Origin of the sequence: Rhodoligotrophos appendicifer (assembly GCF_007474605.1) — a bacterium.
Classification (GTDB): Bacteria; Pseudomonadota; Alphaproteobacteria; order Rhizobiales; family Im1; genus Rhodoligotrophos; species Rhodoligotrophos appendicifer.
The window spans coordinates 409,984-431,176 of the sequence record NZ_VHKL01000002.1 but is presented as its reverse complement, the minus strand read 5'-3'; the positions used below and the strand labels follow the sequence as shown (position 1 = coordinate 431,176).

Here is a 21,193-nt window from a genome sequence, read left to right as displayed (position 1 = left end):
CCATGCTGCGCGCCGCCGTATCATTACTGGCCGTCTGGGCAGTGACCGGACAGGCCTTTGCGCAATCGGCCGAGTTGATCGAGGCGGCCAAGAAGGAAGGCCAGCTGACCACCATCGCCTTGCCCCATGACTGGTGCGGCTACGGCGCGCTGATCCAGGGCTTCAAGGACAAGTACGGCATCCAGATCAACGAGTTGAACCCCGATGCGGGCTCCGGCGACGAGATCGAGGCGATCAAGGCCAATAAGGGCAACACCGGACCGCAGGCGCCCGACGTCATCGATGTCGGCCTGTCCTTTGGACCCGCCGCAAAGGCCGAAGGCCTGATCCAACCCTATAAGGTGGCGACCTGGGACAGCATTCCCGACAGCGCCAAGGATGCCGAAGGTTACTGGTATGGCGATTATTACGGCGTGCTCGCCTTCGAGGTGAACGCCGACATCGTCACCAAGATGCCGGCCGACTGGAAGGATCTGCTGGCGTCCGACTACGCCAATGCGGTGGCCCTTGCCGGCGACCCGCGCGCCTCCAACCAGGCGATCCAGGCCGTCTATGCCGCAGGCCTGGCGGCCGGTGAGACGGATCCCGCGAAGGTCGCCGAGGCCGGGTTGAAATTCTTCTCCGACCTGAACAAGGCCGGCAATTTCGTGCCGGTCATCGGCAAGGCGGCCTCCCTGGCGCAGGGCTCGACCCCCATCGTCATCCGCTGGGATTATAACGCCCTGGCCGATCGCGACACCCTGAAGGGCAACCCGAAGGTCGAGGTTATCGTGCCGAGATCCGGCGTTGTCGCAGGCGTCTACGTCCAGGCGATTTCAGCTTTCGCACCCCATCCCAATGCCGCCAAACTGTGGATGGAATATCTCTATTCCGACGAGGGCCAGCTCGGTTGGCTGAAGGGCTACTGCCACCCGATCCGCTTCAACGATCTGGTGGAAAAGGGCAAGGTTCCCCAGGAGATGCTCGACAAGCTGCCGCCGGCGGAAGCCTACAAGGCGGCGGTCTTCCCGAGCGTCGAGGACCAGAACAAGTCCAAGGAAGTCATCACCAAGCAATGGGACACGGTCGTCGGCGCGAGCGTGCAGTAAGGCTTGGCGGCGAGAGCGAAGGCAATCCGCTCCAGGGAAGCGGCCCCTTTGGTCTCGCAGTGATCTGTGAGTGATGCCGGCATCTCGGACTTGACCCGAGGATACAGGGGCCAAGCGGTGGACCCCTTCCCCCTCCAGTCCTGGGTCCTCGGGTCAAGCCCGAGGATGACTGAGAGGGGTGGGGGACGGACGAAGAGAAGAGGCCGGGGATGACGAGATACCCAGTCTCCAGGCAATCCTCCCTTAAGGCGCGTCATGGCTCAGGCGTCAGAGACAATAGACATCCAGGCTTCCGGACTTGGGCTCCGCAAGGAGCCCTTGTCCTGGGCGTGGCTCGGCGTGGTGCCGTTCTTCACCTTCGCCGTGTTGTTCCTGATCTGGCCGACCCTTGATCTGGTGGTCGGGGCCTTCCAGGATCCGGCGGGCAACTTCACTTTCGACAACTTCTTCCGTCTGTTCCAGCCCACGATCCTCCGCGCCTACTGGATTTCGATCAAGATCAGCGCGGCTTCGGCCATCGTGGGCGCCATTCTCGGCTTCGCACTCGCCTATGCGGTGGTGCTGGGCAATCTGCCCGCCTGGCTGCGGCCGACCCTGATGACGTTTTCGGGCGTCGCGTCGAACTTCGCCGGCATTCCTCTCGCCTTCGCCTTTCTGGCGACCTTGGGGAGGACCGGCCTCGTCACCTGGCTGCTCACCACCTATCTCGGCTTCAACATCTATTCCACCGGCTTCAACCTTTTGAGCTTCTGGGGCCTGACCCTCACCTATCTCTATTTCCAGATCCCGTTGATGGTGCTGATCCTGACCCCGGCGCTGGACGGGCTCAAGAAGGAATGGCGCGAGGCCTCCTCCACGCTCGGAGCCTCCACCTGGCAATATTGGCGCTATGTGGCGCTTCCGATCCTCTGGCCAAGCATTCTGGGCACGACGCTGCTGCTCTTTGCGAACTCCTTCGGCGCGGTGGCGACGGCCTATGCCCTGACCGGATCGTCCCTGAACATCGTCACCATCCTGCTCTATGCCCAGATCCGCGGCGACGTGCTCCACGACCCCAATCTCGGCTATGCCCTGGCCATGGGCATGATCCTCATCACCGGCGCCTCCAATGGTCTTTACATCTGGCTCCGGGCGCGCAGCGAGAAGTGGCTCCGATGAAAGGCTCCCGCCTCGGCTCCTGGATTGCCGTCACCATCGGCGCGCTCTATTTCCTGGTGCCTCTCATCTCGACCCTGGAATTTTCCATGCGCATGAAGCGCGGCGAATATTCTTTCGAGGCCTATCGGGTGGTGCTGGCCGATCCGGGGTTCCAAAAGAGCTTCCTCTATTCGACCACTTTAGCGCTGTTGACCATCCTGATCGGCGTGCTGCTCGTGGTGCCCACCGCCTACTGGATCCGGCTTCGCCTGCCGCGGCTGCGGCCGGTGGTCGAATTCATCACCCTGCTGCCCTTGGTGATCCCGGCGATCGTCATCGTCTTCGGCTATCTGCGCATCTACAACTCCTCCTCCTGGCTGCCCATGACCTCCAGCGCCCGGGCGACAGACCTCCTGCTGACCTTCGGCTACGTGACCCTGGCGCTGCCTTACATGTATCGCGCCGTCGATTCCGGTCTTCGGTCCATCGATATCCGCACATTGACCGAGGCTGCGGAAAGCCTGGGGGCAAGCTGGCCGACAATTCTCTTCAAGGTGATCTTCCCCAATGTGCGGGTGGCGATCTTGAGTGGCGCCTTCCTCACCTTCGCGATCGTGATCGGCGAATTCACATTGGCCAGCCTCCTCAACCGTCCCGCTTTCGGGCCCTATCTGCAGCTGGTCGGTGCCAACCGGGCCTATGAACCGGCGGCCCTGGCGATCATTGCCTTCGTCATCACCTGGGCCTGCATAGGTCTCATCCAGATTTTCGGGCGCGGCACCCGCGGCATGACGCCGGACAAGTGACAGGATTGATGTGATGGCGTTCCTCGAAATTCGATCCCTGCGCAAATCCTATGGTGCCAACACCGTGGTCCGGAATGTCGACCTCTCGATCGAGAGGGGCGAGTTCGTGTCCTTCCTGGGTCCCTCCGGCTGCGGCAAGACGACGACCCTGCGGATGGTCGCGGGCTTCGAGACGCCGAGCGCGGGCACGATCCTGATCGACGGTAAGGACGTGACCGACCTCAGGCCGAACCAGCGCAACATCGGCATGGTCTTCCAGTCCTACGCACTGTTTCCGAACATGACGGTCGCCGACAATGTCGGTTTCGGCCTGAAAGTCGCCAAGCGCCCCACCGCCGAGATCGCGCCCCGGGTGGCGGAGATGCTGAAGCTGATCGGCCTGCCCACTCTCGGCGACCGCTATCCCTACCAGCTTTCCGGCGGCCAGCAGCAGCGCGTGGCCTTGGCGCGCGCCCTGGCGATCAAGCCCAAGGTTCTGCTGCTGGACGAGCCCTTGTCCGCCCTCGACGCCAAGATCCGCGTGTCTCTGCGCGAGGAGATCCGCAACGTCCAGCGCGAGCTCGGCATCACCACCATCTATGTGACTCATGACCAGGAAGAAGCGCTGTCCATGTCGGATCGCATCGTGGTCATGAGCGAAGGCCGCATCGAGCAGGTCGGCACACCCTTCGAGATCTACAATTATCCCCGTACCCGTTTCGTCGCCTCCTTCGTGGGCACCTTGAACATCCTCCATGGCAAGGTGGTTGACCCTGCCACCGGACGCATGACGATCGACGATCAGGAACTGGCCGTCAGCGGTTCCTTCGAGGGGGCCAAGCCGGGCGACACGCGCACCCTTGCCCTGCGGCCCGAGGCGATCGCCTTTGGCCAGTCGGAACCAGGGCGCAACAGCTTGAACGGCACGATCGAAGAGGTGAGTTTCCTCGGATCCATCGTCCGCATCCGGGTGCGGTTCAAGGAAAACCTCGTTTCTCTCGACACGTTCAACTCGCCGAGCGCCCCGCCCCCGGATCGCGGCCAGCCGGTGACCGTGAGCTTCCTGCCCGAGGATCTGCAGCTTCTAGAGCACGCTTGAGCAGTCCTTGTGTTTACGCCCTGATCATCGACGACACCGCCGCGACCCATCTCTATAATGGCGTCGATGATTTCGCCTCCTCCCATGCCGGGGAACCGCGCAGCGGTTCGCGCCGCTTTGACCGAACGCCGTGCGAACGTGCTCGACCCGCGGCGAATCATGTTCGTGGTCGGCATCATCTTGATCGGGCTGGGCATCTTCATGCTGCCTTCCGTCGCCACCGATCTTGCCGCCGGGCATAGCGATTGGCAGGTCTTTGCCCTGTCCGCGCTGATCACATGTTTTTTCGGGACGATGTTGACGCTGGTCAGCGACCGCCAGGCGAACAGCGGCATTTCCCGCCGGGAGGGTTTTCTTGTGACGGCCGCGACCTGGGGCGCGGTCTCCATCTTCGGCGCCGTCCCCTTCATGCTCGTGGGTCAGAACCTGTCGCTGGTCGATGCCTGGTTTGAATCGGTCTCCGGCCTGACCACCACCGGCAGCACGGTCCTCGTGGGCCTCGACAACATGCCGCCGGGATTGCTGCTCTGGCGCTCGATCCTGAACTGGCTGGGCGGCATCGGCATCGTGGTCATGGCGATCATCATCCTGCCGTTCCTGCGCATTGGCGGCATGCAGCTTTTCCACACCGAAAGCTCCGACCGCTCCGACAAGATCGTACCGCGGGCAAGTCAGCTGGTCCGGTACATCGCGGCCTCTTACGGCCTCCTCACCCTGGCCTGCATGGTCTCCTACGCGATCTCCGGCATGACCCTCTTCGATGCCGTGTGTCATGCCATGTCGACGGTCGCCACAGGCGGCTTCTCCACCCATGATGCTTCATTCGGCTTTTATACCAACCCCTCCACCATGTGGGTCGCCACCGTCTTCATGTTTCTGGGCAGCCTTCCCATCGTGCTCTATATCCGAATCCTGCGGGGCGGCAGCTGGGCGATCTGGCGCGATGTTCAGGTCCAGGGCTTTTTCGGGATCGTGGCGCTCTTCATCATCGGGATGAGCGCCTGGCGCTATGCGAGCCACGAGCTCTCGTTCTTTGCGGTGCTGACGGAAGTCTCCTTCAACATCGTGTCGGTCATTTCGACCACCGGCTTTGCTTATGGCGACTACTCCTCCTGGGGCGCGCCGGCTCTGGGGGCCTTCTTCGTCCTGACTTTCATCGGCGGCTGCACCGGCTCGACCACGGGCGGAATTAAGATCTTCCGCATTCAGATCATGTGGTTGACGGCACGGGGCTACTTGGCCAGCCTCATCAGCCCCCACCGTGTTCACCGGGCGATCTATGATGGGCGACCCATTGGCGACGACGTTCCGGTTGCGGTGCTCGCCTTCGTCTCGATCCTGTTCACGAGCTTCATGGTCATCGCCATGGCGCTCACGGCGCTTGGCCTGGACTTCACCACCAGCATCACGGGAGCCGCCACGGCCCTCACCAATGTCGGACCCGGATTGGGACAGACCATCGGCCCCGCCGGCAATTTCTCGACCCTGCCCGACACGGCCAAAGCGCTTTTGGCCTTTGCCATGTTGCTGGGGCGACTGGAATTCTTCACGATCCTGGTCCTGTTCGACCCGAGCCTGTGGCGCCGTTAGGCTGGATCCGATCCATCTTCCACGAAGCGCTTCAGCCGCATCAACGCCTCGTCCCACTGGCCGGAGACCCTGTCGATATAGGCCTGAACCGCCTTGAGCGGCGCGGGATCGAGTTGGTAGCGGCTTTCCCGGCCGACCCTCAGATGATGAACCAGCCCTGCCCCCTCCAATACCTGCAGATGCTTGGTGATCGCCTGCCGGGTCAACGTCGACCCTTCCGCCAGGCGAGCGATCGATTGTGCTTGCCCGAGCGCCAGCCGGCCCACCAGGGTGAGCCGCGTCTCATCGCCAAGGGCCGCGAAGATGGCCGCGGGCGGTCTTGCGTCTTGGATGTCCCTAGGCTCCGGACTCGGCATGGCGTTGAATGTTCCCCATCTGCTCGGCCCACCCGCCCTCATTCATGCGATAGGCTTCGAACCGCCGCTCCATCGGGATCCGGTCGAATCCGCTCTCCCGCACCGACAGCAAAGTGCCGCTCTCCATGGGCTGCAACCTGAACTCGACGAGCGTCTGCGGTTCCTGGGAATAATCGATCTTTGGATCGACCGCATAGGGATGCCAGGTGAAGGAGAACAGAGTCTGCGGCTCGATCGCCTGAACGTGGATCTCGAACGTGACATGTTCGAAGCCCGGATAGGTCACCCGCCCGCGAACCGGATGTCCCGCTACGAACTGGCTCTCCAGGGCGACCTGGAACCACGTGCCGAATTCCTTGTAATCGGTCAGCGCCCTCCAGACACGCGCCACCGAAGCCTTGATCTCTATGGACTTTTCGATGCAGTCGCTCATATGCAACCTCCTGGTTGCCTTTAATCTGCCTTTGCAAGACTAAAAGAGCAACCATTTTGTTGCTTGATGAGGGATGCGTCAGCTCTTCCGATCCCAACGATCGGCCGACTGCGCATCGCTCTCGCGCGCCTCGACCCAGCGGGTCTCCTCCCCCTGCGCTTCCAGCTTCCAGAACGGGGCCTTGGTCTTGAGCCAGTCCATGAGGAACTCGCAGGCGGCGAAGGCGGCCTCGCGATGCTCCGCGGCGCAGATGACCAGCACGATATCCTCGCCTGGCTCGAGCCGCCCATAGCGATGGATGACCAGGCAGGCCTCAAGCGGCCAGCGCTGCAAGGCCTCGCCTTCGATGTCGGCCAGCGCCTTCTCCGTCATGCCCGGATAATGCTCCAGGGTCATGGCCGAGACGCCGGCACCGTCGGAGCGGTCGCGTACCGTGCCCACGAATAGGGCAATGCCTCCGATCGCCGTGTTGCCGGCCTTCAGGGCGCTGAGCTCCTGCCCCACATCGAAGGGCTCCTGCTGCACTTTGATCATGGCGACCGCATTTGAACCCGCAAAGACCGAGCAAGGCGGGGCTCAGCCAGACTGACACATATGAATCCGACGATGAAGGCAGAACAGACCGCGAGGCTGAACACCGCTACTGAGCATCGCCCTTGCCCACGGGATTGCCGGCACCGGCTTCGGGCGCGGGGTCCGGCGCCGCAACCGGCGGAGAAGGCTCCGGAGCCGCGGGCGGCGCAGGAGTTTCGACACCGGAGGCAGGCGCCTCCGATACTGTGCCGGTTGCCTCGGGAGCCGCGGGGATCGGCTCAGAAGGGCGCGCCTGAGCAGTGCCTTCTTCCGGCTTGGCCCCACCCATCAGCCCATCCAGGAACTGCTTTCCCGTGGCGCCCAGAGCGGCACCGGCTTCGTCACTGCCGAGGATCTCCCCCGCCTGGCCCGAGATGATGCCCTCGACGCCGCTGCCGAGGACGTCCTGCGCGGCCTTCTTGCCCGAACCCAGATCGAGGCTTCCTGTGGACGCGACGAGCCCCTTGAACTTTTTATAGGCCGCCTGGGGATCCTTCAGGATGTTCTCGATGTCCGGATAGATCCGGGGTTTGTTCCAGGGGCCCTTCACCACGATGGGGATATTGAACCCTTCGAGATCCTTTGTGCTCCCCTGCCCCTGCAGGGTGGCGACCAGTTTCGGGTCGATCCGATAGTCGAGCCTCTGGGTCGGCAGATCGATCGAGCCTTCCCCCGTCACCCGCACCAGCGGTCCCAGCAGGCTGAGATCGTTATTCGCCGCCAGCCCGTTTTCGATGTCGAAACTGGCCTCGAAGACGCTGAAATCCGTAAGCTGCTGGCTATCCCCCTGCCATCCATCGACGACCCCGGTCGCGACGTTGCGGATCATCTGCGCCAGATTGACGCCGCGCACCGCCCCGTCGGTGAAGCGGAAGGCCACTTTGCCCCGCAGCGTGGAGACCAGGTCCAGTTGGCTGCGGCCGGTGCCGAAGACCTGGACGCTGGCCGCCGCCTGGCCCTCTACGCGGTCGAGCCCTGAGAAATCCCGCAATAGCGAATAGCCGTCGAAATTATTCGCGCTCATGGCGATCTGCAGCGTCGGCACCGGCTTGGACCCGTCGATCTGCACGCTGCCCACGGCGGTTCCACCATAGAGCGAGGCGTTTGTCAGGCGCGTCTCCAGCAGGCCGGCTTCGAGCAGCAGCTTCATGCTGACCGCATCCACCTTGACCGTATCGAACAGGAGGCCGCCGGCATTCAGCGTGAGGTCGGCATCGAGCGCTTTGAGGCCGGCGAGTTCCATGGGCTCGCTGCTCCAGCCTGCCGCGATCGCAGGCGCACCGGGCCCTTGCCCGGCAGGTGGGGCCGCGGCGCCGAGATATTGGTTGAGGTCGATCCGGTCGACGCCGAGTGTCGCGATGATCTTCGGCCGGGGCCCTTGCAGCTCGAGCCGAACGGTCCCTTGCCCGTTCATTCCATCAAGCGCGATCTTTGCGTCCTTGAGGGTCAGCGTCTGGCCCTGGAGGCCGATGGCGCTGTCGGCCCGGAAAGCGCCGAGGCCGTTGCCGGGAGCGAGCTTCTGCCCTGCCCATTGCGCGAAATCCCGCAGCGAGGGTGTGCTGAGGGCAATGACCCCGGCAAGCGAGATGCCGTCCTTAAGGGAGATCTGGCCCTCATAGCCGGCATTCAGCAGCGGCGAATCGAGGGTGACATCGACGGCCGACGACGAGCCCGAGGCGAGCTGCGCCGGCTGGCGCAAATTCGCATCCAGAGTGATCCTCTGACCGTTCCAGATGAGCGAGCCGCGTGCACCGAAGGGTGAGGTCAGATCCGCCAGATGCAAGGTGAGGTTTACATCTTCCGCGAGGAAATTCGTGCCGCTGCGCTCATCCAGATACCGGAGGGCCCCGTTCCGGATTTCGATGGGGGCGAATTTGATGCTGTCGAAGGGCACGGCGACTGAGTCAGGAACGTCCTGAGGCACGTCGATCCCGTCTGCAGGTTCCTGGTTCTCCACCTCCGCCAGCGGCTTGTCGGCGGCCGCGGCATCGAGCACCCAATTGCTGTGACCCTGGCCGTCGATGAGCAGATTGAGCCTCGGCGCCTCGACGATGAACTCCTCGACGTCAACATTCCCCGACAGGAGAGGCATCAGGGCGACCTTCACCAGCAGTCGGTCGGTGAGCAAGAGGTTGCCGGCCGCCATTCCAGGAGGGTTGGTCAGGGTGACGTCGTTGAGCTCGACGGCGAGGTCGGGATAGAATGAGAAGCTGGACTCATCCCCCAGCATGAGCTCGCGGCCGGTCTGCTCCTTTACCGCTTCGGCGACCTTGCGGGCGACGAAATCCGGGCTGATGACGAAGGGCAACGCGATGAAGGCGACGATCGCAAGCCCGACGATGCCGAGCAGAATATAGAGCAGGCTTTTCACGAAGGCCGCTTCCTCTTCAATGGGTCGGTGGTGTCGCGCAACATGCGACGACGGTGCGGCGCTTTTGCGACAGGCCGGGCCTAGTGATTCGGTCGGATCAATTTACCATTCTTCCGCCTGAACACACGTGGCCAGATGTTTTGCAGGCTGGGCGAAAAACACTTGGGGTCGCTGCTCCCAGCCCCTATGGTGCGGCCAAAATCCAGGCCCCTAGGGAGAAGTGAGTTGCAGCAACCCCTCTGGACACCATCCGCCGCGCGCAAGGATGGCAGCCGCATGACCGCCTTCATCCATGATGTAAACGATCGCTATGGCCTCCGGCTGACGGACTACGATGCTCTCCACCGCTTCTCGGTCGAGCGGCAGGATGATTTCTGGAATGCGGTTTGGGATTTCTGTGACGTGAGGGCCTCCGTTCGGGGTGAACGGGTCCTCATCGACGGCGATAAGATGCCTGGCGCCCGTTACTTTCCCGATGCCCGGCTGAACTATGCCGAAAATGCCCTGCGCCGGCGCGACGACACGCCGGCCCTGATCTTCCGCGGCGAGGACAAGGCCAGGAGCGAGCTGAGCTGGAATGAACTCTATGTGAGCGTCGCACGCATGGCGCGCGCGCTGCGCGCAGCCGGCGTGCAGCCGGGTGATCGGGTGGCGGGCATCGTCCCCAACATGCCCGAGACCGCCGTCGCTTTTCTGGGCGCGGTGGCCATTGGCGCGATCTGGTCGTCCTGCTCACCCGATTTCGGCGAGCGCGGCATTCTCGACCGCTTCGGCCAGATCGAGCCGAAGGTACTGATCGTCTGCGACGGCTATTACTATAACGGCAAGGCCTTGGACATCTCCGACAAGGTCGACCATGTCCTGCAGCATCTGCCGACGGTCGAGCGGGTGGTGGTGATCGATTATCTCGGTCGCGGTTCAGACACAGCGCAGAAGCTTCCCCACGCGGTCGTCTATGGCGACTTCCTTGGAAACGACCCGGCCGGCGAGATCGATTTCGCGCAGCTCCCAGTCGACCATCCCATCTACATCCTGTTCTCCAGCGGCACGACCGGCGTTCCCAAATGCATCGTCCATCGCACCGGCGGCATCATCCTCAAGCATCTGACCGAGCAGAAGCTGCACGGCGACATCAAGGCCGGTGACCGCCTGTTTTATTTCTCGACCTGCGGCTGGATGATGTGGAACTGGCTGATGTCGGGTCTCATGTCCGAAGCCACCCTCATCCTCTATGACGGCTCGCCCTTCGCGCCTTCCGAGCGGGTGCTCTTCGACTATGCCGACGAGGTCGGCATGACCCATTTCGGCACCTCCGCGAAATATATCGATGCGGTGAAGAAGACCGGCTGGCGGCCCATCGAGACCCACAGGCTGGAGACGGTGCGGACCATGTACTCGACCGGCTCCCCGCTTGCGCCCGAGAGCTTCGACTTCGTCTATGCGGCGATCAAGCCCGACATCCATCTGGCCTCCGTCTCCGGTGGCACCGACCTCTGCGGCTGCTTCGTCAGCGGCAATCCGCTGCTGCCCGTCTATGAAGGCGAGATCCAGTCCCCGAGCCTGGGCAACGCCATGGATGTCTTCGACGATGCGGGCCGGCCCATGCCGCGCGGCAAGGGCGAGATGGTCTGCAAGGCCCCCTTCCCCTCCATGCCGGTGATGTTCTGGAACGACCCCACCGGCGAGAAATATTTCAATGCCTATTTCGCCCGGTTTCCGGGCATCTGGACCCATGGTGACTTTGCCGAATGGACGGAGCATGGCGGCATGATCATCCATGGCCGCTCCGATGCCACCCTCAATCCGGGCGGGGTGCGGATCGGCACGGCGGAGATCTATGCCCAGGTCGAGCAGATCCCGGACGTGCTGGAGGCGATCGCCATCGGCCAGGATTGGGACGGCGACGTGCGCGTCGTTCTGTTCGTAAGGCTGCGCAACGGCGCGGCCTTGGACGAACAACTCGTCAAACGCATCAAGACGCAGATCCGGGTCGGCGCCTCGCCGCGCCATGTGCCGGCAAAGGTAATTGCCGTCTCCGACATCCCGCGCACCAAATCTGGCAAGATCACGGAGCTGGCGGTGCGCGACGTGATCCATGGCCGCGAGGTCAAGAACAAGGAGGCCCTCGCCAACCCCGAGGCGCTGGACCTCTATAAGGATCTGGCCGAGCTGCAGGGCTGAGCTTGCGTCGGCGGCTCAGCTCAGGCGGCGAACCAGAGAAACTCCTCAGGTGACGGCGCGAGCTTGGCCTCCGGCAGATCCGCAAGCGGATAGCCGAAGGCCCCCAGCTCGCCCTGCTTGTTGAGATCAGAGAGCTTCTTGTTCCAACCGGGATGGCTCGCATCGAAGACATAGATCTTGTCGAAGGGGATGGCGCCCTCGACATGCACCTCGTCGACTTTCCATGTCTCACCGAAATACGTGTCCACACCCTGGCGCGGTTCCGCCCTGAAATAGACGGGATCGACCTCCCGGAAATTCGCCAGCCCTTCTGCATTTTTGAGGGCGTTTTCATTGAGCGAGACGGCGGGCCGGCCTTTGGCCTCGATCGCATAGTAGAAATACCGATTGCCGGTAAAAGCCTCACCGGCGCGGCCATGGGTCATAGCCCCGTCCACCGAAGCGCTGGTGATCAGCGCCATCTCATCGGTCATCCGGTCATAATAGAAGTGATATGAGCCTTCGAAACCTCCGGCCATGACGATATCCTCCGGTGAGCGCGTATCCGCCCGGAACAGCAGTTCGTAATCGTCCCGCACCAGCAGCCCATTGGCGTTCTTCGGCAGCTCTTCCGCCGGCTTCATGAACTCTTCGTGGCGGTCCACATAGGTCTTGAGGCCATTGTGATTGAACACCTCCCGGGTGTACGGCTCTGGACCGATATAGCCGTGCTTGGTGAGTGTTCGTCCTGCCGCGGCGGGAGCCTCTACGGGGTGGACGGCTCCTTCGGCGATGATCTCCTCCGGAGCTCTGGCCGGCACGAGATCGGATACGCTCTCGTCGATGAAGGCAATGTCGTCAATGTCCTTCGGCGTGTAGGCTCTCACCTCACTGGCCGCCAGGCCACTACCCCCTGTAGCGCCCGCGCCCAGGGGTTTGAGGACGGCGTCCCCATGATGGAAGAATTCCGAGGATGCCGATTTGACGATGTCCTTCACCGAGGAGACGGGAACCACGAAATCCGCGAGCCCCTTGCCTAAGAGGACGGCCGAATCCCTGGTCGCCAGATGCTCGACGGCGATTTTGAGGATTGCGCTCGCCTTGGCAGCACCCGTCAGTCCCTTGATGCCGAGCTTGGCGGCGACGAAGCCGGGCTTGCTGAGGATGCCGGCACCCGCCGTTCCCAGCGTGACCGCCAGATCGATGCCGTCGATCACCAGGCTCTGCACATCCACCTTCGACAAGGGATCATTCACGGCATCGACGATATTGCCATAGAAGGGAACGACCGCACGGAGCACTGTCTCCAGACCATGACGATCATAGCCGGACTCCTTCCAGGCGAGGAGCTTCAGCCTCAGATGATTGGCGGCTCCGTCTGCGAGAAGGGTGGATACTCTCTCCTCGGCACCGGTCCGCCTGCTGGTCTCCAGATCTTGCCAGACGACCCGATCGAATGATCCCATGGCACGCCCGATCGCTGCTGGGTCGATGCTACCATCGGCCCTGATCGGGCTCGTCTCGTAGCGATGCAGTGAGCCATCCGGGCGCACGAGACCGAATTTACCTGTGGAATCCTTGTAGAGATAGGCGGTCCCCGTCTCATCCTCCTCGATCGGTGCGCGCAAGGGCGGCCTCTTGAAGACGCTCTCGAAGGCATCGCTGTGCCAGGCCCCCATGGAGCCGCCGCCACCACTGCTTGCGAGAACCGAGAGGATGTTGGCCTGGCGCGCATCGGCCGCTGTGTCGTCCGCCTCCGGCCAGCGCCCCGTCAGGCGGTGAATGGTCCAGGCTGCTTCCACGGGTCTGGCATAGTCCGCCCAGCTGAGCCCGGCCCTCTGCGCCTCTTGCCAGGCAAACACCTTGGAGAATTGCGGGCCCTGATCCTCGATATAATCCGCAAACTGTTTGTAATAGGCCCGGTCGAGGCCATTAAAGGTGCCGAAGGCGAGCAGCATGGACTTATGGGCAAGACGCAAGGTCTCCATTTCGGCATCGGTCCGTGCCGGCCTGTATCCGAACCCGGAATACAGGCCGAGTTCGCCGCCGCTGCCGCTGACGGGCTCCGATCGGGGGACCGTCCTGATGTGAGCCTGCGACCATCGCTCTGCAATCGCCTCCCGCGTTTCGAACTGCGGCGACGTCATGGGCGTCAGCGCCATGCTCCAGAGAGACAGATATCCCTCGACCTGATCCTCGGGCGTCAGGGTCTCGGCGCTCATTGCGCGCGCCCAGATCGCCGCCTCTCGGGCGAGCAGAGCCTGCGAGGCATGCCGCTCCGCCGCACTCGCCCCCGCGTCTGCGCCACGGGCATGGATCGTATTGGCATGGCCGATCATCGCCGCATCGCTGCTGCGGGCGGCATCGCTCCCGATGGTTTGACGGGCCGCCATCGCCCGGGCGGCGAGGATGGACGTCCGCTCGAAGCCGGCGGTGGGCAGATCGAGTGTCAATTGGGGTTTCTGGGGCACCATGAGATCCCTTCCGACGGGCTGCGACGGGGATCCCGGTAGAAGCCGATTGCGGCCAAACCGAAGCGCATGAAGGTCGAGAAAAAGGTGCCGAGCACGTCCATCAAGACGGCCGGCGCGGACGGATTACTCCGCCAGGACGCGAGTGGTGGGGAAGGTGATTTCCACCATGGTGCCGCTCTCGGGTCGGCTGGAAATGGTGAAGCCCGCCCGGTTGGCCTCCGTCAATGCCTTGGTCAGCGGCAGGCCGAGCCCGGTGCCGCCGCTGCTCCGTCGCTTGGTCTCGATGCGGCGGAAAGGCTGGAGCGCATCGACGAGCTCCTCCTCGGTCATGCCGATCCCGGTATCCTTGACCCGGAGCTTCACCTCCCCCTCGGGCGTCATGACGAGCGAGACGATGACTTGGCCGCCGGGTTCGGTGAATTTCACTGCATTGGAGAGGAGGTTGAGGATGATCTGCCGCATGGACCGTTGGTCGGCGACCACGAAGGGCAGGTCCGCCGGGATGCTGGTCCGCATCAAGACCCGGGCTTCGCGCGCCTGGTCCTGCATGATGTGCACCACCTGGTCCACCACATCCACGAGATTGACGGCGGTGAAGTTGAGCTCGAGCTTGCCGGCCTCCACTTTCGACAGGTCCAGCAGATCATTGATCAGGCTCAGCAGATGCTCGCCGCTGGCATGGATGTCGCCGATATAGCCGAGATACTTCTCGTTGCGGATGGCACCGAACCGCTCCGACTTCATGACCTCGGAAAAACCCAGAATGGCGTTCAGCGGCGTGCGCAGCTCGTGGCTGATATTGGCCAGGAACTCGGATTTCTGCGCCGACGTCCGCTCAGCCTCATCCTTGGCGGCGCGGAGATCGGATTCAGCCTTTTTCCAATGGGTGATGTCGCGCAGCACGGCGCAGAACCCATGGCCTTCCGCCACCGGGGTGATGGTGAGGAACAGCGGGATCTCGCCTCCCTGACGTTCCACTCCGGTGATCTCGCGACCATCATTGAAGATGGGCGACAGAGTGCCCTCCGTCATGACGTCGAGATAATCCTTGAAGGTCTTGCGGCTCTCCGCGCTGAGAAACTCCGCGAAGGGACGGCCGACGGCCGCGCTCGGCTCGCAGCCGAAAATGGCTTGCGCTCCGGCATTGAAGCTGCGGATGCAGCCGTCGCGCTCGAGCATGAGGATGCCGTCCGTTGCCGTCTCCAGGATGGCCCGCAGCGTATCGTCCTTCGGCGTCCAGCCTTCGCTGCCGGCCTCCCGCTCCGGCAAGGGTGCGCTGCGGGGCGTGAAGATCAGCTGCCGGACCTGTCCATCCGGCAGATCGAGGGTCTTCGCGGTGATCGAATGCGGCGCCACGCGACCGTCATCGGTCGAGACGCAGGCCTCTTCGCCGCGCACGCGCCATCCCGGCAGCAGTCCGTCGAGACCGATGGCGAGGAGGGCTTCGACGCTGTCATGAGAGAAAACCTGTGCGGCTCCCGCATTAGCGGCAAGGACGCGTCCCTCGCGATGGATCAGCGACGGCTGATCGATGCTGTCGACCAGCGCCTGAGCAGCCTGCACCACCCGATCCGATGCGGACTCCTGGGGCGTGGTTGTTGACCCCGCTGGCCTGACCGCGCTGATGTCGCGCGCCACGGTGCCCAGGCTGCGGGCAATTCTCTCGAAGGCGGCGGCATCCGCCTCGCTGAGCTGGCGGCGTTCCGCCGATCCCGCAGCCAAGGCGGAAGTCCGCAAGGGGGCCTCAGGGTCTGCCGCCGTGGATTCGGACGCGTCCAGCAAAGCGGGTTCGGCGATGCTCTGGGCTGAGGCTGTAGGCTGGACCGGCGCCTCGTTCAGTGCTGCCGCAGGAGCCGCAACGGGCTCCTCCACGACGGCCGACTGCGCTGCGGGTTGATCGGCGGATCTCTCGGCGGGCACCCCTCTCTGCGAACGGGCGACGGCCCCGATGCCGCGATAGCCGCGGCCGCCTGCCACTGCGACCGCGCTCAGACAGAGGGTCGACGGACCGACGGGACCCTGCCACTCGACGATGGCGCGCCAAGCCTGCCCTTGCTCCATGGCGCCGTGCAGAGTGCCTTGGACATCATAGCCGAAGCGGCGGGCGGCCTCCTCCCAGGTGAGCCCGAGAACGTCGCCGGCAGCCGTGCCGGTCGCCTCCGCAAAGCCGCCACTGACGGAAATCCAGCGCAGTTCGGGATCGAGCTCGAACGTGAAATCGGCGCTGGCGGCGACGAAATCGGTAAGCCTCGCGGCGTTGTCCTCGAGCTGGCGCTGCAATGCACGGCGCTCGGCCACGTCCTCCAACACCAGCATGAGCTGCGGTTCGGCCCCCACGGCCTCGAGCTTGCGAGCCTCGAGACGGATGTCGCGCATGCCGAAAGTGGTATCGAGGGCCCGCACTTCTCCTGCAATCCCCGCGGACATTACCCGCTCCAGGAAGCGCGTCGCACTGCGCTCCTCGTCGAACAAAGCGGCCAAGTCGCGCCGCCGGGCGCCGGGAAAGAGATCCATGGCCGGCCGATTGGCCCGCAGGAGGCCGCCCTCGCCGTCGAAGATCATCACCGCCTGGGGCAGCGCGTCCATGACGGCATCGGCCGGCGCCGACGGATCATGGACGGGCTCGGGCTCGGCAAGGCCGACGACGAGGATTCCGGGCCGCCCATCGGCGAGACGATGATAGTGACAGCGGCAGGCGATCGGCTGGCCCGTCACCCCTGCGGCGAAGCGGAGGATTTCGTCCTGTTCCCGGCCAGGTGCAAGGCTGTCCAGCAGGGCGGCGAGCCGCTGCACGGAAGGCTCGCGCGGCTCAAAGCGCAGGTCGATGAGGTCGAACAGGGAGTGACCACCGAAAAAGGCGATGGCAGCCGCATTGGCCCAGACGATCCGCGCCCGCTGGCCGTCCCACAGCCAAGCCGGCTGGGTCGCCTCGGACAAGGCCTCCAGATTCGCTCGTCCCCCTCTGGTCACCACTAAATCTCCCGGGCTGGCCCTTCGCCCGTGTCTGAGTTCATTCTCACCGAACTCTATGTCCGTCGCTTTAACAGCCGCAAGATACGGATGATTCTTGTCCTCCTATCAATGGAAAAGGTGCTCAAATCATGGACGCCCAACATTTCCTGGGTTTCTTCGTTAACACGCGGGTGCCGTAAGCCAGGCACAGACGAAAATGGAACCTTTTGTTGCACTGCAACATTAAAGGCCGTATAGTGGCGTTAAAGCCAAACGCAGACGAAGGACGCCGCACCGCGTGCGTTTCAATGATTCCTGCGGCGGACATGACAAAGGAAATCCCATGACAGAGCTTGACAAGGGCGCCTCCACGGCACCGAAGACCGAAGCCAAGACAGCGAAGATCCCCGCCCCCGCCAAGCGTGCGGCCAAGCGTGCAGCCCCGCGCAAGACGGTCAAGGCATCGGCGAAGACCGCCGAGGTGAGATCCGCTCCCGTGGCCTCGCATTCGAGTTCCGCCGCAGCCAAGCCAGCAGCCACGCCCCAGGCCTCCACACTGAAGGCGGATACTGCAGCAGCGAAGTCGACGACCGCCGCATCCAATGCCGATGCGTCCGCCTCCAAGTCGTCGGCACCGGCCGCGGAAAAAACCGCTGCCGCAACCAAGCCCGACACCGCCGCAAAGCCGCAGGCCGCTCAGAAGTCAGAGACCACCGCGAAGTCTGAGACGGCTGCGAAGTCTGAGACCGCCGCGAAGCCAGAGACCGCCGCGAAGCCAGAGACCACCGCGAAGCCAGGGACGTCTGCCAAGCCTGTTGCCGGCCCGGCCGAGACCATGAGCAAGGCGACGGGCGAAACCCTGGCCAAGGCCACCAGCGGGACGATGAAGCTGGCTGAGAAGGCCGTGAAGACCCCGATGCCCACGGCAAGCGGTGAATCACGGATGCCTCACCCGGCGGTCGACAAGGTCGTGGCGCAGAGCAAGGCCAAGGCGACCCAGGCCGTCGATCAGATCCGCAGCCTGTCCGATGATCAGGCGCGCGCTTTCGATGTCTCGGTCCAGAGCTGGCAGGGCGGCATGGGCGAGATGCAGAAGAAGCTCATGGAGTTCACCCAGGTGAACATGGCCACGGGTTTGGAATTCTTCCGCAAGATGATGACGGTCCGCGATGTGCCTCAGGCCATTGCGCTCCAGCAGGAGTTTCTGAAGCAGTCCGTCGAAAGCTTCACGACTCAGGGGCGGGAATTGGCAGGCCTTGCCACGGGGCTTCAGGACAAGGCGCGCAAGCCTCTGCAGGATAATGTGATCCGCTCCTTGGAGCAGGTTCGCAGCGCCCGCCGCAGCTAAGAAGCGACTGGCGGGATCCGCATCATAACGAGATCCCGCCTCTTGCCGATCGCGCCTTGCCAACAGCGAAACGAGCGCCTATTTTGCGCGCAAATCGCGATGCAGCTGTAGCTCAGTTGGTTAGAGCGCCTGATTGTGGATCAGGAGGTCGCCTGTTCAAGCCAGGCCAGCTGTACCATTTTCCTTAAGGATTCCGCTTCGTTGAGGGGCCATGTGCCTCAAGTCTCCGGGGCGACCGCGGCGAGTAGACGCGGGCCCCTTAGGAGCGCCGGGCCGCGCCGATCGCGCCGCTGCTACGGGGCGCCGTCCGAGACTTTCGCAGGAAGAGCCAAAAGGTCAGGGGCCGGTGGCGACAGAGGCTTTGCCAGCACCGGAAATCCGGCTCTGCGGGCGCCTTCAGCCAGTTTGGCCCGGTCCTGAGGGTTGAAGCTTCGCTTGATCAGCTGGGCGTCTAGGTCGTCGAAGAAATGCGGGCGCATTTTCAGAAACTGCACGCGAGCGGCGGTCGCCTCCTCCACGAGACCCACCTCGTGATAGATCAGGGCCGCGACAGCGAAATAGATCGGGAACTTTTGCATGTCGGCGCGCCGAATGAGGCTGAGCGCTTCCTCCTGCTGGTTCTGCATATAAGCCGCCAGCGCCAACACTCCGTCGTAGAATCCCGAATAGCCCGGATTGCGAGCGAGTGCCTGCCGGATGAGCTCGGCGCCGCGAGCCCAATCGCCTGCCTGTGCAACGCGGCTTCCATATTCGCCCAACAACTCGGTGTCGTTAGGGTTGAGCTTCAAGGCGGCCTCGCCAACCCGAAATGCGTCTGCGGTCTGCTGGTTGAAGAACAGAGCTGTCATGAGGGCCTGCTGCGCCCGGACATTGGTGGGATCGAGGCGGACCGCCTGCCTTGCGGTCCGGAGCGCACGCTCCGCTGCTGACGGCTGGCCACCGCGTGGATTGAATTCGAACCGGTCCTCATCCAGGGAGAGGTAGGCGAGCATTGCCCAGGCTGTGGCAAAGTCGGGATAGCGGGCGACAGCTTCTTCCAGACAGGTTCGGACCTCCAGATGCGTAGCGGAGCTCAACTCGCTCCGATAGCTGTAAAACCGCAGAGTACAGCCATAGGCTTCGAGATCTTCAGGTGCGTTTTGCTGTGCCTGCCCTCGCCCGGCCTGAAAGATGGTGCCATAGGGCTGGGCGATCGCAGTTGCCACCTTCTGGGCGACGTCCTGTTCGATCGTCAACAGATCACGCGTTGTGAGATCCTCGTGGTATGTCTCCGACCAGAGGATGGCATTGCTGTCGAGATCGAGGAGTCGGGCTGTTACCCGGAGCCTGTCTGCGCTGCTGCGCACGGCACCTTCGACCACAAAGCGCACCCCAAGCGTCGACCGCAGGTCCAGGGGATCGACCATCGGATCCACAGTGGCGGAGGTCTCCCGGCCGAACACGGTCAATTCCCTGAACCGTGCGAGTTGGCTGAGGATTTCTTCAGTGAGTCCGGCGGCGTAAAGTTTCGTGTCTGGACTGCCGCCAAGATCGATAAAAGGCGCCACGACGAGGGCGGGCGACTCGGGAAGGGCGCGCGAGCCACCGGACGCTGCGGATCGGAGATACCCGTAAGTGCCGCCGACGCCAATGGCCACAACCATGACCGCGAGGACCGCCCATAGCCGCTGCTGTCTGGGGAAACGACTGGGCTCCTGACGATCGACGACACTGGGCAGGGCTGCCTCATCATCGGCGAAGGCGGCCCGCAGGGTGAAACGTGGCGTGTAGCCTCCCTTTGGGATCTCGATCAAGATCGGATCCGTGGCACCAGACATCAAGTAGTAGCGCTCGAGCGCACGCCGCAAGCGCCCGGCCTCGACGCGGACCACGGGATCACTTTGGGAATCGAAGCTCTGACTTCGGTCGAAGACCTCGATGCCGATCGAATAGGCCTTCAGGCGGTTGGCGCGCCCGGCCAGCGTCTCGTCCACCACATACTGCAAGAAATGGCGGAGTCGTCCGGGGACGTCGAAGGTCGCGCTCTCGAGGATGCGCCTTAGCTGCGCGCGAATTTCTTCGGGATCTACAATCGCTGGCCTATCGAGCATAAGCGTCTTCCACGGGTGCCGGGTTCACCAGCGATTACGGCTCCGCCCCCTCAGACCGCAGTGTGCTACTGTAAGCTACACTCCGGATGCTGAATTTCGCACGACTGTATCATATGCTGTTCGCAGGAGATGCTGGTTTTCCGTCGGGCAGGAACACCGGCGCCTTTCGGCATGCGGGGAGGAGCCAAGAGATGTCTTCAATCGGAGGTGCAGCTGACGTCGAGACTTTGAGCTGGCGTTTCAAGCTCGGGATCGTCGTCTTCATCCTCGCCTTCGCCTTGTGGCTTCTGCTGCCTCTCGCCGTCGTCATGGATTTCCCGGGAAGCACGATTGCGGCTCTGACGGGCGGCTTGTTCATCACCAACAAGATACTGCTTCTCGCGGTGATCGCGATCATGGGGAAGGCCGGGTTCCAGCAGCTCAAGGGCCTCGTCTTCGGGTATGTGGGGGGCCTGGCTCCTGAAACCGTCAGCCCGCTGCGCTACCGCATCGGATTGGTGATGTTCTGCCTGCCGCTGCTCTCGTCGTTCTTGGAGCCGTATGTGGATAGCATCTGGCCAGGCCTGCGGCCCAATCTATGGCAGCTTCAGCTTCTCGGTGACGTCATGCTGATCGCCAGCTTCTTCGTCCTCGGCTCCAGTTTCTGGGAGAAGATGCGGGCGCTGTTCATCCGGACCGCGCGGGTCGTCGACACCGCCGACGCCCGTTAGGACGCAGACATGTCCGAAGCATCGGCT

15 protein-coding genes and 1 tRNA gene are annotated in these 21,193 nt (G+C 63.3%); 9 read left to right on the top strand and 7 right to left on the bottom strand.

The genetic code is table 11. The features are described 5' to 3' along the window. Window positions 1-2 precede the first annotated feature (2 nt). The 5 genes from FKM97_RS06075 to FKM97_RS06055 all read left to right on the top strand — a co-directional run bounded on the left by FKM97_RS06075 (window position 3) and on the right by FKM97_RS06055 (window position 5,699). A complete protein-coding gene (locus tag FKM97_RS06075) occupies window positions 3-1,088 on the top strand; it encodes an ABC transporter substrate-binding protein (protein ID WP_246104973.1) in 1,086 nt (361 codons plus the stop codon). A 255-nt stretch (window positions 1,089-1,343) separates the two neighbouring features. Beyond that, the gene (locus tag FKM97_RS06070; RefSeq protein ID WP_144291483.1) at window positions 1,344-2,246 is read left to right on the top strand and encodes an ABC transporter permease; all 903 of its coding nucleotides are present in this window, start codon (window positions 1,344-1,346) and stop codon (window positions 2,244-2,246) included. Next, window positions 2,243-3,031 (top strand): ABC transporter permease, encoded by a 789-nt coding sequence (locus FKM97_RS06065; RefSeq protein ID WP_144291482.1) that lies wholly within the window; start codon window positions 2,243-2,245, stop codon window positions 3,029-3,031. The genes FKM97_RS06070 and FKM97_RS06065 overlap by 4 nt, the downstream gene beginning before the upstream one ends. A 13-nt stretch (window positions 3,032-3,044) precedes the next feature. Further along, window positions 3,045-4,109 (top strand): ABC transporter ATP-binding protein, encoded by a 1,065-nt coding sequence (locus FKM97_RS06060; protein ID WP_144291481.1) that lies wholly within the window; start codon window positions 3,045-3,047, stop codon window positions 4,107-4,109. 84 nt (window positions 4,110-4,193) lie between these two features. Then, entirely contained in the window at window positions 4,194-5,699 is a 1,506-nt protein-coding gene (locus tag FKM97_RS06055; protein WP_144291480.1) for a TrkH family potassium uptake protein, read from the top strand. On the opposite strand, the gene FKM97_RS06050 is transcribed toward FKM97_RS06055, so the two are convergent. The 4 genes from FKM97_RS06050 to FKM97_RS06035 all read right to left on the bottom strand — a co-directional run bounded on the left by FKM97_RS06050 (window position 5,696) and on the right by FKM97_RS06035 (window position 9,432). Further along, the gene (locus FKM97_RS06050; protein WP_144291479.1) at window positions 5,696-6,055 is read right to left on the bottom strand and encodes an ArsR/SmtB family transcription factor; all 360 of its coding nucleotides are present in this window, start codon (window positions 6,053-6,055) and stop codon (window positions 5,696-5,698) included. The genes FKM97_RS06055 and FKM97_RS06050 overlap by 4 nt on opposite strands. Beyond that, window positions 6,036-6,488, bottom strand: coding sequence for an SRPBCC family protein (locus FKM97_RS06045; RefSeq protein WP_144291478.1), 453 nt, complete (start codon window positions 6,486-6,488; stop codon window positions 6,036-6,038). Before FKM97_RS06045 ends, FKM97_RS06050 begins: the two co-directional genes overlap by 20 nt. A 78-nt stretch (window positions 6,489-6,566) precedes the next feature. Further along, the gene (gene moaE / locus FKM97_RS06040; protein WP_144291477.1) at window positions 6,567-7,022 is read right to left on the bottom strand and encodes a molybdopterin synthase catalytic subunit MoaE; all 456 of its coding nucleotides are present in this window, start codon (window positions 7,020-7,022) and stop codon (window positions 6,567-6,569) included. A 106-nt stretch (window positions 7,023-7,128) separates the two neighbouring features. Beyond that, window positions 7,129-9,432 (bottom strand): AsmA family protein, encoded by a 2,304-nt coding sequence (locus FKM97_RS06035; protein ID WP_144291476.1) that lies wholly within the window; start codon window positions 9,430-9,432, stop codon window positions 7,129-7,131. Between the two features lie 225 nt (window positions 9,433-9,657). Here FKM97_RS06035 and FKM97_RS06030 point away from each other — a divergent pair, with 225 nt between their 5' ends. Next, window positions 9,658-11,613 carry an acetoacetate--CoA ligase gene (locus tag FKM97_RS06030; RefSeq protein ID WP_281290076.1) on the top strand — a complete coding sequence of 652 codons (1,956 nt, stop codon included), beginning with the start codon at window positions 9,658-9,660 and terminating at the stop codon, window positions 11,611-11,613. Window positions 11,614-11,633: 20 nt separating this feature from the next. Here FKM97_RS06030 and FKM97_RS06025 read toward each other — a convergent pair whose 3' ends face one another. Further along, window positions 11,634-14,066: a hypothetical protein gene (locus tag FKM97_RS06025; protein WP_144291475.1), complete on the bottom strand. Its 2,433-nt coding sequence runs from the start codon at window positions 14,064-14,066 to the stop codon at window positions 11,634-11,636. 123 nt (window positions 14,067-14,189) lie between these two features. Then, on the bottom strand, window positions 14,190-17,036 hold the full coding sequence (locus FKM97_RS06020) for an ATP-binding protein (RefSeq protein WP_144291474.1): 2,847 nt from the start codon (window positions 17,034-17,036) through the stop codon (window positions 14,190-14,192). 325 nt (window positions 17,037-17,361) lie between these two features. Here FKM97_RS06020 and phaP point away from each other — a divergent pair, with 325 nt between their 5' ends. After that, window positions 17,362-18,366: a TIGR01841 family phasin gene (gene phaP, locus FKM97_RS06015; RefSeq protein ID WP_144291473.1), complete on the top strand. Its 1,005-nt coding sequence runs from the start codon at window positions 17,362-17,364 to the stop codon at window positions 18,364-18,366. 101 nt (window positions 18,367-18,467) lie between these two features. Beyond that, window positions 18,468-18,544, top strand: a tRNA-His gene (locus FKM97_RS06010). Window positions 18,545-18,659: 115 nt separating this feature from the next. Here the strand turns inward: FKM97_RS06010 and FKM97_RS06005 are convergent. Next, the gene (locus FKM97_RS06005; RefSeq protein ID WP_205014764.1) at window positions 18,660-20,456 is read right to left on the bottom strand and encodes an adenylate cyclase; all 1,797 of its coding nucleotides are present in this window, start codon (window positions 20,454-20,456) and stop codon (window positions 18,660-18,662) included. Window positions 20,457-20,647: 191 nt separating this feature from the next. On the opposite strand from FKM97_RS06005, the gene FKM97_RS06000 reads away from it, so the two are divergent. After that, on the top strand, window positions 20,648-21,166 hold the full coding sequence (locus FKM97_RS06000; RefSeq protein ID WP_144291472.1) for a transporter suffix domain-containing protein: 519 nt from the start codon (window positions 20,648-20,650) through the stop codon (window positions 21,164-21,166). Window positions 21,167-21,193 lie beyond the last annotated feature (27 nt).